A 15052-nucleotide genomic window follows, 5' to 3' on the forward strand; every position below is an offset into this window, starting at 1 on the left:
GATAGCTGAGCCGCTGGGAATGAAAGCAGAACAACTTTCTGGTCTTTCCTTCCCGAATCACTACATTACGCGGCATGAGCAATAGTTTCGACGATATGCCCTTCTTCGACGAGGAACCGGGCGAAGCGCCGCGCAAACCGCAACAGCCTGCAGCACCTGCCCCAAGGGCGCCGGCTGTCGGCGGCGGCATTGCCGCCCGCGCCATGGCGGCTCGTGATGGCACTCGCCCCGATTATCTCGCCGGCCTCAACCCGGAACAGCGCGAAGCGGTCGAGACGCTGGAAGGCCCCGTCCTCGTGCTTGCCGGCGCTGGCACCGGCAAGACCCGCGTTCTGACCACCCGTATCGCCCACATTCTTTCGACCGGACGAGCCTTCCCCTCGCAGATCCTCGCCGTGACCTTCACCAACAAGGCCGCTCGCGAAATGAAGGAGCGTATCGCGCTTCTCGTCGGCGGCGCCGTTGAAGGCATGCCCTGGCTCGGCACCTTCCACTCGATCGGCGTCAAGCTCCTGCGCCGCCATGCCGAACTCGTCGGCCTGCGCTCCGATTTCACCATCCTCGACACCGACGATGTGATCCGCCTCATCAAGCAGATCATCCAGGCCGAGGGGCTCGACGACAAGCGCTGGCCGGCCAAGCAGTTCGCCGGCATGATCGATACCTGGAAGAACAAGGGCCTCGGGCCGGCCGATATTCCCGAAGGAGATGCGCGCGCCTTCGCCAATGGCCGCGGCCGCGACCTCTACTTCGCCTATCAGAACCGCCTGTCGACGCTGAACGCCTGCGATTTCGGCGATCTCCTGATGCATCCGATCGCGATCTTCCGCAAACAGCCAGATCTCTTGAAGGAATATCACCAGAAGTTCCGCTACATTCTCGTCGACGAGTATCAGGACACCAACACCGCCCAATATATGTGGCTGCGGCTTCTCGCCCAGCGTGCCAAGGGCGAGCCGCAGAATGTCTGCTGCGTCGGCGACGACGACCAATCCATCTATGGCTGGCGCGGTGCGGAAGTGGACAATATCCTCCGCTTCGAAAAGGATTTTCCAGGCGCCAAGGTCATCAAGCTGGAGCGCAACTACCGCTCGACGGCCCATATCCTCGGTGCCGCCGCCCATCTCATCACCCATAATGAAGGCCGCCTCGGCAAGACGCTCTTCACCGACCGCTCCGATCCTGACGATGTCAAGGTGCAGGTCCATGCCTCCTGGGATTCCGAAGAAGAAGCGCGTGCCATCGGCGAGGAAATCGAGCGCCTGCAGCGCGGCGACGCCGACGGCAGGAAACATCTGCTGAACGACATGGCGATCCTCGTTCGCGCCTCCTTCCAGATGCGCGAATTCGAAGACCGCTTCGTCACGCTCGGCTTGAACTACCGCGTCATCGGCGGTCCGCGCTTCTACGAGCGCCTCGAAATCCGCGATGCCATGGCCTATTTCCGCCTCGTCGCCCAGCCAGCCGACGACCTCGCCTTCGAGCGCATCATCAATACGCCGAAGCGCGGCCTTGGCGATACGACGGTGCGCGCGCTTCACGATTATGCCCGCGCCCGCGACATTCCGATGCTGGCGGCCGCCGCCGACATGATCGAGACGGACGAGCTGAAGCCGAAGGCGCGCAAGGCCCTTTTCGACGTGATTCAATCTTTCCGCCGATGGCAGGAACTGCTTGAAAACACACCACATACCGAACTTGCCGAGCAGATCCTCGAAGAGTCCGGATATACCGACATGTGGAAGAACGACAAGAGCGCCGAAGCGCCGGGTCGCCTTGAAAACCTCAAGGAACTCATCCGTTCCATGGAAAGCTTCGAATCCATGCGCGGCTTCCTGGAGCACGTCTCGCTCGTCATGGATGCCGAGACCAACGAAAATCTCGACGCCGTCTCTATCATGACGCTGCACTCGGCCAAGGGCCTGGAATTCGACACTGTCTTCCTGCCCGGCTGGGAGGAAGGCCTCTTCCCACACCAGCGTTCCCTCGACGAATCCGGTCGCGCCGGCCTGGAGGAAGAACGCCGCCTCGCCTATGTCGGCATCACCCGCGCCAAGCACCGCTGCCACATCTGGTTCGTCTCCAACCGCCGCATCCACGGCCTGTGGCAATCGACCATTCCCTCGCGCTTCCTCGACGAACTGCCGGAAACCCATGTGGAAGTGGCCGAGATGGAGCAGAACTATGGCGGCTACGGCCGCGGCGGCGGTTACGGCCAGTCGCGATTCGACAAGGCCGATCCCTTCGCCAATTCCTATTCGACTCCAGGCTGGAAGCGCGCCCAGCAGAACAAGACCGACGCCACCCGCGACAACTGGGGCACCCGCTCCGGCCATGCGGTGGAGCGCATCGGCTACGGTGAAAGCGGCCCGCGCGGCCGCACCATCGAGGGCGAACTGGTGGCGAAATCCACCGCCACCGAACCCTCGCGCTTCGCCCTCGGCGACCGCGTCTTCCACATCAAATTCGGCAACGGCTCGATATCCGGCATCGAAGGCAACAAGCTGACGATCGACTTCGACCGCGCCGGCCAGAAGCGCGTGCTGGACGGGTTTGTGGAGCGGGTCTGACCGCTCCACTGCGTCGGTACCTTGTCCGGAATCACAGGCCCAGCAGCCCGCAGTTCTCCAGATGACAAAACGCCGCTTTGACCCGACTCGCAAACAGGCATAGCCCGGTCACTGCCCGCCCATGAAAGGCAGGCTTCACAAGACCTTCAGAGGAGGTTCAAGTGACCAGTGTTTCAGCTCTGGGCAGCACGCTGACCCAGTACAAAGCCCCCCTCAATCCCCTCGACAAGAACGGTGACGGCGTCGTCTCGGCAGACGAGCTCGCCGCTGCCTCCCAATCCTCAACGGCCAGTACCGCGGGCGATGATGGTTCGTCAGGCTCCGATATCGTCCAGAAGATCACAGCCGATATTCTGGCGCTCATGCTCTCACTCCAGAAGAGCGATGACAGCGATGGCCAGTCCGGCACCGATGACATCAGTGACGAGTCCAAGGGAGCGCTCTCTGCCCTGGATTCGAACGGCGACGGCAAGTTGACCACATCGGAAATTCTTGCCGCCGACCCGCAAAAGATTGCCGCCACCGGCGGTGACGATGATGACAGCGGCCTGATGGCCAAAGTCCTGACCGACATGCAGACCGCACTTCGCGCATACCAGACGACCTACGGCAGCTCGCCCGCTGCAAACGGCGAGAGCGACCAAACGGCCTGATGCAATGAGGCTCTGCCGGGGGAGCCTCGCTGAACAGGCCGCAAGCAACCTTCGCCGCAGGCACCATTCGTTCTGACCCACGGCAAGCTCCTCAGAACACCGAGCTTTCTTGTCGGCCTTTTCGACCGCGTGGATACCCTGTAAATGACCTGCAGCTAAAGGCATTCACTCCAGGCTTCACCCGATTTTCCGGCGAGACATCCGATGACGACCATACCAACACTCCAAACCGAGCGCCTGATCCTCCGGCCTCCTGCAATGGAAGACTGGCCGGACTACCACGCGCTGATGATATCCGATCGCGCCCGATATATGGGCGGCCCGCATTCGACCAAGGCCGCCTGGGGCATGTTCTGCCATGACGTCGCCCTATGGGAACTGATGGGTCACGGCGCCCTGATGATGGAGGACCGGGTTTCAGGACAATGCCTCGGCCAGGTCGGCATCAATCACGGCCCGCTGTTTCCCGAGAAAGAACTGGACTGGCTTGTCTATCCGCAAGCCGAAGGCAAAGGTTACGCCTATGAGGCAGCCGTTGCCTTGCGCGACTGGGCCTTTACGGTTCGTGGCCTGAAGACGCTGGTGAGCTATATCGCTGCTCCCAATGTGAGGTCGATTCGGCTCGCCGAGCGGCTGGGCGCAGTGCCGGATGGAACGGCGGCGCGCCAGGATGGCGATTCCGACGATCTGGTCTTCAGGCATTCGGCTCCTTAGCGCATGCACAAATCCGAAGGGAAAACGCGAAATACTTGCCACTTTCGCGTATTACGCGAGCGCCATGGGAAAAATACGTTGATGCAGCCATCTGACACTCTCGATACGAGAAATAGCACTTGCGCCTTGCCCCCCGGAAATCCACTAGTTGATTGTGCTGGTATCGGTCGGCATTTTGCGGTGCGGTATGCGTAAGGGATAGCTTGATGAAGGCGTTGCTGCTGGTCGATATTCAGAATGGCTTCTGTCCCGGAGGCAACCTGCCGGTTCTGGATGGCCATGAGGTCGTTCCCGTCGCCAACAGCCTCATCGACAGCGGCAAATACGATCTCATCGTCGCCTCGCAGGACTGGCACCCGGCTGACCACGGCAGCTTCGCGTCCACCCATCCCTGCAAGACCCCTTTCGAGATGGGCGAACTTTCCGGCAAGCCGCAGATGTTGTGGCCGGATCACTGCGTGCAATACACGCGCGACGCCGAGCTGCACCCCGAGCTCCACTCTGCCCAAATCGACCTCATCCAGCAGAAGGGCGAAAACAAGAACGTCGACAGCTATTCCGCCTTCCGCGACAACGATCAGTATGCCGTGACAGGCTTGGCCGATTTCCTGATCGATCAAGGTGTCACCGAACTCGACGTCTGCGGGCTTGCGACCGACTATTGCGTAAAATTCTCCGCACTCGATGCGCTGGAGCTGATCCCCGGCGTCAAGGTCCGATTTGTCGAGGACGCAAGCCGCGGCATCACGCCTGAAGGCGTTGCCGCCGCCATCGACGAGATGCGTGCAAAGGGAATCGATATCGTCAAGAGTGCCGATATCCTCTCCGCCTGATCAGCCGTTCTTCTCGCCTTCCCGCTCGAGCAGATAGATCTCCTCTCCAAAATCCTCCATCTTCTTGAGGAAGGCGGCGTGGGCGTCGCGAAGCCCTCTGTTGTAGAAATAGGGTCCGATCTTCTCGGCGAAAAAATCGAGCAGGAATTCGGCCGGCAGCACGCCGATCGGGTCGAGCTCGCGATCGAAATATTGGCGGATGTGCGAAACGATCTCCGCCTTTTCTTCCTTCGTAAATTCGATCTTCTTCATTGTCTCCCTCACCTCGCCGGTGACGCAAACCGGTAACGCTTCAGCAAAATCGATTGGTGAATCAAGGAAATTCAATTGCCGCAGCGGGTGAGACACCATAGAGGGAAATTTCAATTCCAACAGGACCAATCCCATGAAACGCGCCGACTTTGTCGAAGGTTTGCGGGGCGGATTTGCCGTGGCGCTCGCTTCTGCTCCCTTTGGAGCGCTGTTTGGCGCCCTTGCTGCCGAGCAGGGCATGTCTCTCTCCGAACTCACCTTCATGAGCGCCACCGTCTATGCAGGCGCCAGCCAGTTGGTCGGCATCGAGCTCTTCGGCCATAATGTCCAGGCTTGGGTGATCGTTCTGTCCATCCTCGCCGTCAACTTCCGCCACGTGCTCTATTCGGCGGCGATCGCCCGCTACATCAGGCATTTCACGGCACTCCAGAAGTTCTTCACCTTCTTCCTTCTAGTCGATCCGCAATTTGCCGAAACCGTCAAGCGCGGCGAGGCAGGTCAGCCCGTCACCTTCACCTGGTATCTCGGCTTCGGCATCATCATCTACATTCCCTGGGTTCTCATCAGCCTGATCGGCGGCATGCTCGGCGCCTTGATCGGCGATCCGAAAATGATCGGCCTCGATATCCTCCTGCCGGCCTATTTCCTTGGCATCGTGCTCGGCTTCCGTAAACGCGACAATTTCCTGCCCGTGGCGCTGACGAGCGCTGTTGCCTCGGTCATCGCCTATCATTTCGTCGGCTCCCCCTGGCATGTGAGCCTTGGCGCTGCGGCCGGCATCATTCTTGCCGCGTTGATGCCTCTGCCTGCCGAGGAGCCGGATCTCGAAGCCGACGCCCTCAACACCGAAAATCACGAGGTCTGAGATGGAATTCGATCTCCACATGGCTCTCGTGATCCTGGCCGCCGCAGTCGCGACCTTCGCGACTCGCATCGGCGGCTACATCATGATTACCAAGATGAAACGCATCCCGCCCCGCATGGAAGCGGCGCTGAACGCCGTGCCGGCAGCGGTCCTCACGACGCTCGTCGCCCCCGCCTTCTTCATCGGCGGTTGGGATTCGAAACTGGCGCTCGCCGTCGCCCTCGTCATCGGCCTGCGCTTCTCGCACACCTGGATGCTCGTGGCCGCCTGGATCATCGTGATGATCTGGCGGCACACGATCGGTCTTTAAGTCAGACGCTCGATTCCAACCGCTCAGTATTCCAGCGGCAGCGTCGCATTCTCCAGCCATGCCTTGACGTCATGGTCGTGGATCAACGGCATCAGCGCCTCGCGCGTTTGACGGTGGTATTCGTTGAACCAGTGCAGCTCGTCATGCGTCAGCAATTCGGGAATGACGATGCTGCGATCGATTGGGCAGAAGGTCAGCGTTTCAAAGCCGAGCATCGGCATATCGCCGCCTTCAATGGCTTCAGCCTCACGCACATAGATCAGGTTTTCGATGCGGATGCCGAAATGACCCGGCCGGTAATAACCCGGCTCGTTGGAGAGGATCATGCCCGGCAGCAGTTCCTGTGTCGAAAGCCGCGAGATGCGCTGCGGCCCCTCGTGAACCGAGAGATAGGAGCCGACGCCATGACCCGTGCCATGTGCGAAATCGGCCCCTGCCCGCCACAACGCGATGCGCGCCAGCGGATCGAGGTCGCAGCCGCGCGTACCCTTGGGGAAGCGCGCCGTACTGATCTGGATCATACCCTTCAACACCAGCGTGAAGAAGCGCTTGTGCTCTTCAGTGACGACGCCGATACCCACCGTGCGGGTGATGTCGGTCGTGCCGTTGGTGTATTGCGCGCCGGAATCGATCAGGAAGAGCTCGCCCGGCTTGATATGCCGGTCGGTCGCCGTCGTCACCCGGTAGTGCATGATGGCCGCATGTTCGCCCGCACCCGAGATCGTGTCGAAGGAAATATCCTTCAGCGGGTTCTGCATGCTCTCGCCCATTTTCGCACGAGCCGCTTCCAGCCGCTGGGCAGCACCGATCTCGGTGATCGTGCCGGGCTTGCTCTGAGAGAGCCAATAGAGGAATTCGACCATGGCAGCGCCATCCTGCAGATGCGCGGCCGCCGAACCGTTGATCTCGACGCTGTTTTTCACCGCCCGCGGCAGCTTTGCCGGATCGGCACCCTCGACCACCTCGCCGCCCGCCTTGCGGACGATCTCGGCAAGGGCATAGGAGGCGATATCGGGATCGATGAGGATACGGCCGCCACCCCTGGCGACTTCAGTGAGCTTTTCGTCCAGCAGCGATGGCGCAAGCTGGCTGGCGATCTGCGCAAGATAAGCTTCCGGCTCGATGCCGGTCTTGCGCTTGTCGAGGAAAATCTCCGCCTTCCCGTCGGCATGGATGATGGCACGCGCCAGAGGATGCGGCGTATGCGGCACGTCGGCGCCGCGGATATTGAAGATCCAGGCGATGGAGGAGGGATCGGCAATCAGCACCGCTTTGAGGTTCTTCTTGCCGAGATCGGCGGCGATCGTCGCGATCTTGTCCTTGGCGAGGATGCCGGCCTGCGCGACGTTCTGGATGACAACAGGCCCAAGCGGCTCTGCCGGGCGATCTGTCCACAGCTTGTCGAGCGGATTATGCGGCAGGAAGACGAGCGAACCGCCGATCTCGGAAAGCGCCTTTTCGAGCTTGCGCACCTCCGCACCCGAATGCAGCCAAGGATCGATGCCGAGTCGCAGCCCGTTCTTGCCATGCGCCGGCAGCCAGACATGCGGCGGCTCGTTGACGAGATCCCCGCCGGTAAAGACTGCGCCGTCCACCTGTTCGGCGAGCTGAGTCACGTAACGTCCGTCGACATAGACGATCGCTTCCGTTCGGGTAATCAGCGCGATGCCCGCCGAGCCGGTGAAGCCCGTCAGCCAGGACAGCCGCTCGGCACAGGCCGGCACATATTCGCCGTTGAATTCATCGGCGCGCGGCACGAGAAACGCATCGATGCCGAGCGCATCGAAACTGGCGCGCAGCACGGAAACCCGTTCCCTGCCGAACTGCGGCGTGGAGGTGACTTCGAAAGACTGGAACATGCTGAAAACCCGAATGAATGAGACGAATCCGGTTAATGGGATAGCGGCCATGTTAGCGAATTTTCAGTCATTGGGGAGAAAAAGCGACGCGAAGCGCCTGGAAGCTGCCAGCCGCCCATTAATTTGGCAGAAATGTGTCTCGATGTGGGAAACTGGCACGCTTCATGCATTGCGCGCATGGCTCCCATGAAACAAACCCTCTGCCACCGCATGACGGAATAGCTATATACAGCGCATCGAACGGTTCGCGACGAACCACCAACAAAGGATTTTTTGAAATGACCGCCTCTCTCTCGCGCTTCGCTTACAGCAGCCCGGTACAGGCTGGCGAACGCCAGACTGTGCGTCATATCATCGGCGCCCGCCGCCCGCAGCATGAGGACAGCCTCAAGGTGCTTGCAGCCGGCCAGCGTTCCACGCGCCACAAGGGCGCACCGAGCTACGCATTCTGAGCTTAAAGCCTTTCCGATCCTCCTCCCTCCACCGGAAAGGCCTATCGGAATGCAGTAGAGCCCGCTCGAGCATCTCCTCCTCCTTCGAGCTCGCGGGCATGACCGGATTTAAACGCCGGTTTAAGGCGGTGTCACTGACACCGCCTTTTTTCTGCCTGTATTCCTGGGAAAACGCGCGTAGAAGAGATCAGGGACGATCCAGATGGATCGTCACCCAGCCGTTGCGCCAGATGGTACGCACATGGCGAAGCTTGGCGCCATTATAGGCGGCCAGCACCTTCCAGCGCTGCGAGGCGAGAATGCCGGACAGGATTACCGATCCGCCCGGCGCCAGATTGGTGACGAGCTGCGGCGCCATCTTGATCAGCGGCCGCGCCAGGATATTGGCAATGATCAGGTCGAACGGCCCATGCTCGGAAAAAGCCGTCGAGTGAAAGCCCGGTGCCGTCACAGTGCTGATGCCACTGGTGATGCCATTGCGGCGAACATTCTCGGCCGCGACGCGCACAGCGATCGGGTCAATATCAGTCGCGAGTACAGGAATATTGCGGAGCTTGCGAACGGCAATCGCCAATACGCCGCTGCCGGTTCCGAGGTCCAGCGCATTGCGCACCGTGCGGGCACGAAGCACCCGATCGATCACCTCCAGACAGCCAGCGGTCGTGCCGTGATGGCCGGTGCCGAAAGCCTGGCCGGCATCGATCTCGATGGCGATATCTCCTGATCGCACCTTGTCGCGGTCATGCGAGCCATGCACGAGGAAGCGCCCCGCCCTGACGGGCTTCAGCCCCTCCAGCGACTTGACCACCCAGTCCACATCAGGAATGACCTCGCGCAACAACGCAGCATCCGGAAATGTCTCCTTCAGCGCCTCCTCGATGCGAGGGCGCACCTCCGTCTCGTCCGCCGTCATCATGTAGACGGAGGCTTCCCAGATATCCTTCTTTTCGTCGACCTCGGTGGTGCCGATGGCAAAATCTTCTTCGCCGAAGACCTCGCTCAAGAGGTCGAGGATTTCCTCGGCCTGCTTTTCAGTCGTCGACACGTAAAGGCGGATTTCACTCACGATAGGCGATCTTTCAGGTTGCGTCGCCCGCTGCCGGTGTATGTGCTTTCAGCGGCCGGTCATCCCTTGGCGACGAGATTCTCAAGCTTCTTTATCGCCGTATCCGGATTTTCGCCATAGGAGATCGTTCCCGCAAAACGCCCGGCAGAATCAAGCAGGAAGACCGAGGCCGTGTGATCCATCGTATAGTCGCCGTTGGGATTGTTCTCGTCGACCGGCACCTTCTTGGCATAGACGCGGAAGCCCTTGATCACGTCGGCGATCTTGTCCGGCGGGCCGGAAATGCCGGTGATGCGCTTGGAAACGTTGGAGACATATTGGTTCATGATCTCGGGCGTATCGCGCTCGGGATCGACGGTCACGAAATAGGCCTGCAGCTTGTTGCCCGAGGGATCGACCTTCTCCATCCAGCCGTTGAGCTCGAACAGCGTCGTGGGGCACACTTCGGGGCAATGCGTGAAGCCGAAGAACAAGGCAGTGGGCTTGCCCCGCAAAGCCTGCTCCGTGATCGGCTGGCCACTCTGCGATACCAGCGTGAACGGCACGCCGAACGGGCCTTCGGCCACCACATTCCGCGTCCGGCTCTGATCCAGAGTGAACCAGCCGAGAACGCCGGCAAGCGCGAGCACGGCGACCCAGACGGCGATACGGAAATTCTTCATGGTATAATCCTTAATGGCTCGGGTGCCCCCACCCGTCTCGTCCGCGTGATTATAGCCGCGATCGTGAGCACGCAATTCAAGAATGCGTTTTCTCACCCGTGATTAATTGTCCCAGCTTGATGAATGCCAAATGTGGGCAAACGTGCTGAGAAAAACACGTACAAAACGAATTATCGCGCCTTTCTAACGGCTTGCGGCAACCATCCCGAAGCAGTCCCATGAAATACATCGTTAGGGAAGGCTTAATTGCGGATATCTATATTTAGTAATGCATACAGTGCTTCGGCACTGTTCCGACATGATGTCGGCCGGGGCATGAACCGGATCAGCATAAAAATTGAGGGAACTGAAAACCGCCTGGGGCGGAGGGTGGCTTTATGACAAATTCGACGGTTCGCAGAAACCTTTCGGTCGGCCAGCGGCTCTGGACGCTCGGCGGCGCTGCCTTCATCGGCTTCGGCTCGATGCTCGGTATCGGCTGGTACGAGAACATGCAGGTCGATATCAGCTTGCGCCGCGCCAGCGAAATCCAGCAGAGCATCGACAGCATCAACGACATGCGCGTCGCCGGCCTGACGCTGGTTCTCGCCGCAATGGACACGATCGTCGACAAGGACGAGAAGACCATCCAGCCCGAGCGCCTGAAAGTCATTGCCGACTCGCTCGCAACCCTTTCCGGCGGCTCGAAGGAAATGGGCATGATCGCTGAGGAGTTGAAGGCCGGCGACCTGCTGAAAAGCTACGATTCCGACGTCGGCGCGCTTCGCCAGGCCATCCAGGTGGACCTCAAGGCGCTTGTCGAACAGGGCGCGTCCGATGCCGAATTCGACAAGATCGACGATCGTATCGACTCTGAAGGCGAAAAGCTCGCCGCCACCCTCGACAAGTTCGCCAGTGACGGCACCGTCGTTGCCCGCGAGCGCATCGAAAGCGCCAACGAGACCTCCCACAGCTCGCTGGTCATCCAGATCGCGCTTGGCGTCATCGCCATCCTCACCATGGCTGCGCTGCAATATATCCATGGTGGCTCTATCCGCCGCGGCATCGTCACCGTGCGCGAAAGCATGCTGCGCATTCTGAATGGCGACCTGACGAGCAACGTCGCCGGCAAGGAACGCGGCGACGAGATCGGCGAAATGGCCCGCGCTGCCGAAAGCTTCCGTCTTGCCGCCATCGAAAAGATCGATCTGGAAACACGCACCGAGACCGACCGCCAGCGCAGCGATGCCGAGCGTCGCGAGCGCGAATCTGCCAAGCTTGCAGATGCGGAGGCGCTGAGCGCCGCCGTCACGGCTCTTGGACAGGGCCTCACCCGCCTTGCCAACGGCGATCTGACCGCAAGCATCGACCAGCCCTTCCGCGACGAATTGGAACGGCTGCGTCAGGACTTCAACCAGACGGCTCTGCGCTTGCGTCAGGCAATGGGCGATATCGCCCTGAACAGCACGTCCATCCAGGCAAACAGCAGCCAGATGCGCGCCGCCGCCGATGACCTCGCCAAGCGCACCGAGCAGCAGGCAGCCTCGCTGGAAGAGACCTCAGCGGCTCTGGACGAGATCACCTCCACCGTGCGTAACGCCACCAGCCGTGCCGAGGAAGTCGGCCAGATGGTCGCTCACACCCGCCAGAACACGGAGAAATCCGACGCCATCGTCGGCGATGCCATGGCCGCGATGGAGCGAATCGAAAACGCCTCGCGCGAAATCGGCACGATCATCAACGTCATCGACGAGATCGCGTTCCAGACGAATCTGCTGGCTCTGAACGCCGGTGTCGAAGCAGCGCGTGCCGGCGAAGCCGGCAAGGGTTTTGCGGTCGTCGCCCAGGAAGTGCGCGAACTGGCCGGCCGCGCAGCCGGAGCAGCCAAGGATATCAAGGCCTTGATCAGCAAATCCGGCACCGAAGTCAAAATCGGCGGCGAGTTGGTGACCGCTGCCGGCGAGGCTTTGCGCCAGATCGGCGAAGATGTTCTGCGCATCGACGGTCATGTTAAATCAATCGTAACCTCTGCGCGCGAACAATCGGTTGGACTGAACGAGATCAATACAGCCATCAGCCAGATGGATCAGGTGACGCAGAAGAATGCGGCCATGGTGGAAGAAACGAACGCCGCCAGCCACACTCTCGCAACCGATGCGGAAAACCTGACGCAGCTGGTACGGCAGTTCAATATCGGCGAGGGCATGAGCGCCCGTCAAACGCCGCGAGAAGCCTCCGCAGCCTCGCATCCGAAACCCTCACCCGCACGGAGCCTCATCGGCAAGGTCGCGGGCGCATTCACGGGCGGCGCAGCCGCCAGGACACTCTCCTCCTCTCCGGCCGGGGACAACTGGGAAGAATTCTGATCATGAACAACAACAACGCCATCAAGCAGTCGGGTGCCTATCTCGAAATCGTTTCGTTCCATCTGGGCGATCAGGAATTCTGCATCGATATCATGGCCATCCGCGAAATCCGCGGCTGGGCACCGGTGACGCCGATGCCGCATACCCCGCCCTACGTCCTCGGCCTCATCAACCTGCGCGGTGCGGTGATCCCGGTCATCGACATGGCCTGCCGCCTCGGCATGAAGATGACGGAACCGTCGGAGCGTTCCGCCATCATCGTCACCGACATCGCCGGCAAGCTGGTCGGCCTGCTGGTCGAACAGGTCTCCGACATGATGACCATCAAGAGCGAAGACCTTCAGCCGGCGCCGGAAATCATCCCGGAAGCCCAGCGCGCCTTCTGCCGCGGCATTGTCGCGCTCGAAAAGACCATGGTCTGCTTCCTCAACCTCGATACGGTCATTGCCGACGAGCTGGCCCGCGAAGCTGCCTGATCTCTTGGTTATCTGGAATTCGAAGGCCCGGCTCGTCCGGGCCTTTTCATTGCGGCTTCCCATTCTTCCAAACCACATCCTGCCCATAGAGCGGAATGGTCGAAATCGACATCTTCGCCGAACCATCCGTCACCTGTCGCGAATGAGCGAGATAAATCAGCGTATTGTTGGCCTTGTCGTAAATGCGATTGACCGCGAGCACCTTCCAGATGAGCGACATGCCCTGGCGGAAAACCTCGCTGCCATCCTTGGACAAATCGATATTGCCGATTTCGATCGGCCCCGTCTGACGGCAGGCGATGGAATTGTTGGACGGATCTTCGAACCAGTTGCCGTTCTTGAACCGGTCGATCAGGCTGCGGTCGAAATAGGTGACATGGCAGGTGATGCCTTTCACCTCGGGGTCGGAGACCGCCTCGACGATGATGTCATTGCCGATCCAGTCGACCCCGACCTTGCCGACGACTTCAGCTGAGGTCGCGCCCGCGGAAGCCGCGAGGAATATTGAGCCAAGGAAAAGATTGCGAAACGTGGACATGGCAACTCCCGTGTTGATCCCGCTAAGATAAGAATGGCCGGAATCTTTGCAAGAAAACGTGGGGGCTCAGGCCTTACGGCAGGTGCAGGGCTCGTAGCCCGCTGCCGTCAGCCTGCCGGGCTTCATGCCGATGACGGCGGGAATGGCAGCAACCGTCGAAGCCTTGACGGCCCTCGCCATCTCGAGCGCGGCTGCCGCACAGACGGCCGCATCTTCAGCCGCATTATGGTGGACGAAGCGCAGGCCGAGATGATCAGCAATCAGGTTCAGCCGGTGCGACAGGAAATGCGGCCAGATGCGCTGCGCCATCTTCAGGCTACAGAGATAGGTCAACTCCGGATAGGACTGCCGGTAGAGATCGAGGCTCGCCCGCCAGACACTGAAATCGAAAGCGGCATTATGGGCGATCATCGTCGCCCCTCGGAAATCGTCATGGAACTCGTCCATGACTTCAGGGAATTCCGGTGCATCCTCCACATGCTCAGGGCGGATGCCGTGAATGGCGATATTCATACCCGAAAAGCGCATGTCATGCGGTCGGATCAGCCGTTCCTCAACCCGCGTCACCTGTCCGTCCTCGATCCAGGCAAGGCCGACCGAGCAGGCACTGCCGCGCTGTTCGTTGGCTGTCTCGAAATCGATGGCGATGGTTTTCAAGGTCAAACATCCGAATCGTCTGCTCTTCCGGAATACCCATAGCCGCATCCGAAGGCAAATTCCGGCCTGTTGACATCTGCACGCAAATGGAGAAACCTCCACGCATGATCAACCCTGTGACCCACAATATGCATCTTATTTCCACGACCCTTGTAGGGTGCGCGGGAGCGATGGTGCGTCACTAGCAGTCCGATCATCCCGAGAACCCTGCCGAGGAAGCAGGGTTTCTGAAACTCCGCTCTCCTCTTTTAAACCCAAGGAGAGCATGATGTCAGCCAATCAGGACACCCCACCCGAAAAGCCTTATCTGAAGGGCCTCAGCGTTCGCGCGTTGCGGGTGAGCGATGCCGAAGCCGTCACCGAACTGATGAACCTGCCGGGCTACCGCGCCGGCACGCTGCGCCCACCCTTTCAAAGCATCGATGCGGTGCGCAAGCGCATGGAAAACCCCACGCCCGGTGCGCTCAATCTCGTCGTCGAACTCGATGGCAAGGTCGTCGCCAATGGCGGCATGACCCGCTTCGAAGGGCGGCGACAGCACGCCGCAAGTCTCGGCATGGGTGTGCATGACGATTTCACCGGCCGCGGCATCGGCACCGTTCTGATGGCCACCATGCTCGACGCCGCTGACAATTGGCACGACATCAAGCGGATGGAACTGACCGTCTACACGGATAACACAACGGCCATCCGCCTCTATGAAAAATTCGGCTTCGAGAAGGAAGGCCTCTTCAGGTCATATGGCTATCGCGATGGGCAATATGTCGATGCCTATACGATGGCGCGGCTGAGGGCTTGAA

The 15052-nt window shown here is 60.3% G+C and carries 16 protein-coding genes; 10 read left to right on the forward strand and 6 right to left on the reverse strand.

Going from position 1 to position 15052, the window contains the following annotated elements; translation table 11 throughout:
* Positions 1 to 74 precede the first annotated feature (74 nt).
* The 4 genes from KQ933_RS12520 (at position 75) to pncA (ending at position 4770) form a co-directional block, all read left to right on the forward strand.
* Positions 75 to 2570: an ATP-dependent helicase gene (locus KQ933_RS12520; RefSeq protein WP_216755187.1), complete on the forward strand. Its 2496-nt coding sequence runs from the start codon at positions 75 to 77 to the stop codon at positions 2568 to 2570.
* A 161-nt stretch (positions 2571 to 2731) separates the two neighbouring features.
* A complete protein-coding gene (locus tag KQ933_RS12525; protein WP_216755188.1) occupies positions 2732 to 3223 on the forward strand; it encodes a hypothetical protein in 492 nt (163 codons plus the stop codon).
* A gap of 204 nt (positions 3224 to 3427) precedes the next feature.
* Complete coding sequence (locus KQ933_RS12530) at positions 3428 to 3937, forward strand: GNAT family N-acetyltransferase (protein ID WP_216755189.1); 510 nt, start codon at positions 3428 to 3430, stop codon at positions 3935 to 3937.
* A 206-nt stretch (positions 3938 to 4143) separates the two neighbouring features.
* Positions 4144 to 4770: a bifunctional nicotinamidase/pyrazinamidase gene (gene pncA / locus KQ933_RS12535; RefSeq protein ID WP_216755190.1), complete on the forward strand. Its 627-nt coding sequence runs from the start codon at positions 4144 to 4146 to the stop codon at positions 4768 to 4770.
* On the opposite strand, the gene KQ933_RS12540 is transcribed toward pncA, so the two are convergent.
* Positions 4771 to 5022 (reverse strand): DUF2164 domain-containing protein, encoded by a 252-nt coding sequence (locus tag KQ933_RS12540; RefSeq protein WP_216755191.1) that lies wholly within the window; start codon positions 5020 to 5022, stop codon positions 4771 to 4773.
* Positions 5023 to 5155: 133 nt separating this feature from the next.
* Here KQ933_RS12540 and KQ933_RS12545 point away from each other — a divergent pair, with 133 nt between their 5' ends.
* Positions 5156 to 5887, forward strand: coding sequence for an AzlC family ABC transporter permease (locus tag KQ933_RS12545; protein WP_216755192.1), 732 nt, complete (start codon positions 5156 to 5158; stop codon positions 5885 to 5887).
* A 1-nt stretch (position 5888) separates the two neighbouring features.
* Positions 5889 to 6197 (forward strand): AzlD family protein, encoded by a 309-nt coding sequence (locus tag KQ933_RS12550; RefSeq protein WP_183803456.1) that lies wholly within the window; start codon positions 5889 to 5891, stop codon positions 6195 to 6197.
* A gap of 23 nt (positions 6198 to 6220) precedes the next feature.
* On the opposite strand, the gene KQ933_RS12555 is transcribed toward KQ933_RS12550, so the two are convergent.
* Entirely contained in the window at positions 6221 to 8056 is a 1836-nt protein-coding gene (locus KQ933_RS12555; protein WP_216755193.1) for an aminopeptidase P family protein, read from the reverse strand.
* 278 nt (positions 8057 to 8334) lie between these two features.
* Between KQ933_RS12555 and KQ933_RS12560 the strand changes: the two genes are divergently transcribed.
* On the forward strand, positions 8335 to 8508 hold the full coding sequence (locus KQ933_RS12560) for a hypothetical protein (protein WP_018115709.1): 174 nt from the start codon (positions 8335 to 8337) through the stop codon (positions 8506 to 8508).
* Positions 8509 to 8695: 187 nt separating this feature from the next.
* On the opposite strand, the gene KQ933_RS12565 is transcribed toward KQ933_RS12560, so the two are convergent.
* A complete protein-coding gene (locus KQ933_RS12565) occupies positions 8696 to 9574 on the reverse strand; it encodes a 50S ribosomal protein L11 methyltransferase (RefSeq protein WP_216755194.1) in 879 nt (292 codons plus the stop codon).
* Between the two features lie 59 nt (positions 9575 to 9633).
* A complete protein-coding gene (locus KQ933_RS12570; protein ID WP_216755195.1) occupies positions 9634 to 10236 on the reverse strand; it encodes an SCO family protein in 603 nt (200 codons plus the stop codon).
* Positions 10237 to 10613: 377 nt separating this feature from the next.
* Here KQ933_RS12570 and KQ933_RS12575 point away from each other — a divergent pair, with 377 nt between their 5' ends.
* Both KQ933_RS12575 and KQ933_RS12580 read left to right on the forward strand, forming a co-directional pair.
* Entirely contained in the window at positions 10614 to 12581 is a 1968-nt protein-coding gene (locus KQ933_RS12575; RefSeq protein ID WP_216755196.1) for a methyl-accepting chemotaxis protein, read from the forward strand.
* Positions 12582 to 12583: 2 nt separating this feature from the next.
* Positions 12584 to 13057, forward strand: coding sequence for a chemotaxis protein CheW (locus tag KQ933_RS12580; RefSeq protein WP_216755197.1), 474 nt, complete (start codon positions 12584 to 12586; stop codon positions 13055 to 13057).
* A gap of 46 nt (positions 13058 to 13103) precedes the next feature.
* Here KQ933_RS12580 and KQ933_RS12585 read toward each other — a convergent pair whose 3' ends face one another.
* Positions 13104 to 13595 carry a CreA family protein gene (locus KQ933_RS12585; RefSeq protein WP_216755198.1) on the reverse strand — a complete coding sequence of 164 codons (492 nt, stop codon included), beginning with the start codon at positions 13593 to 13595 and terminating at the stop codon, positions 13104 to 13106.
* Between the two features lie 66 nt (positions 13596 to 13661).
* Positions 13662 to 14252, reverse strand: coding sequence for a 3'-5' exonuclease (locus KQ933_RS12590; RefSeq protein ID WP_216755199.1), 591 nt, complete (start codon positions 14250 to 14252; stop codon positions 13662 to 13664).
* 268 nt (positions 14253 to 14520) lie between these two features.
* Between KQ933_RS12590 and KQ933_RS12595 the strand changes: the two genes are divergently transcribed.
* Positions 14521 to 15051 (forward strand): GNAT family N-acetyltransferase, encoded by a 531-nt coding sequence (locus KQ933_RS12595; RefSeq protein WP_216755200.1) that lies wholly within the window; start codon positions 14521 to 14523, stop codon positions 15049 to 15051.
* Position 15052 lies beyond the last annotated feature (1 nt).

The organism is Rhizobium sp. WYJ-E13, assembly GCF_018987265.1.
GTDB lineage: Bacteria > Pseudomonadota > Alphaproteobacteria > Rhizobiales > Rhizobiaceae > Rhizobium.

What these genes read in the sequence shown, in the direction of transcription:
- pncA (WP_216755190.1), top strand. Translation starts at nt 4,144, where the DNA reads ATGAAGGCGTTGCTGCTGGTCGATATTCAGAATGGCTTCTGTCCCGGA.
- KQ933_RS12555 (WP_216755193.1), bottom strand. Translation starts at nt 8,056, where the DNA reads ATGTTCCAGTCTTTCGAAGTCACCTCCACGCCGCAGTTCGGCAGGGAA.
- KQ933_RS12520 (WP_216755187.1), top strand. Translation starts at nt 75, where the DNA reads ATGAGCAATAGTTTCGACGATATGCCCTTCTTCGACGAGGAACCGGGC.
- KQ933_RS12550 (WP_183803456.1), top strand. Translation starts at nt 5,889, where the DNA reads ATGGAATTCGATCTCCACATGGCTCTCGTGATCCTGGCCGCCGCAGTC.
- KQ933_RS12595 (WP_216755200.1), top strand. Translation starts at nt 14,521, where the DNA reads ATGTCAGCCAATCAGGACACCCCACCCGAAAAGCCTTATCTGAAGGGC.
- KQ933_RS12570 (WP_216755195.1), bottom strand. Translation starts at nt 10,236, where the DNA reads ATGAAGAATTTCCGTATCGCCGTCTGGGTCGCCGTGCTCGCGCTTGCC.
- KQ933_RS12545 (WP_216755192.1), top strand. Translation starts at nt 5,156, where the DNA reads ATGAAACGCGCCGACTTTGTCGAAGGTTTGCGGGGCGGATTTGCCGTG.
- KQ933_RS12585 (WP_216755198.1), bottom strand. Translation starts at nt 13,595, where the DNA reads ATGTCCACGTTTCGCAATCTTTTCCTTGGCTCAATATTCCTCGCGGCT.
- KQ933_RS12530 (WP_216755189.1), top strand. Translation starts at nt 3,428, where the DNA reads ATGACGACCATACCAACACTCCAAACCGAGCGCCTGATCCTCCGGCCT.
- KQ933_RS12560 (WP_018115709.1), top strand. Translation starts at nt 8,335, where the DNA reads ATGACCGCCTCTCTCTCGCGCTTCGCTTACAGCAGCCCGGTACAGGCT.
- KQ933_RS12540 (WP_216755191.1), bottom strand. Translation starts at nt 5,022, where the DNA reads ATGAAGAAGATCGAATTTACGAAGGAAGAAAAGGCGGAGATCGTTTCG.
- KQ933_RS12580 (WP_216755197.1), top strand. Translation starts at nt 12,584, where the DNA reads ATGAACAACAACAACGCCATCAAGCAGTCGGGTGCCTATCTCGAAATC.
- KQ933_RS12575 (WP_216755196.1), top strand. Translation starts at nt 10,614, where the DNA reads ATGACAAATTCGACGGTTCGCAGAAACCTTTCGGTCGGCCAGCGGCTC.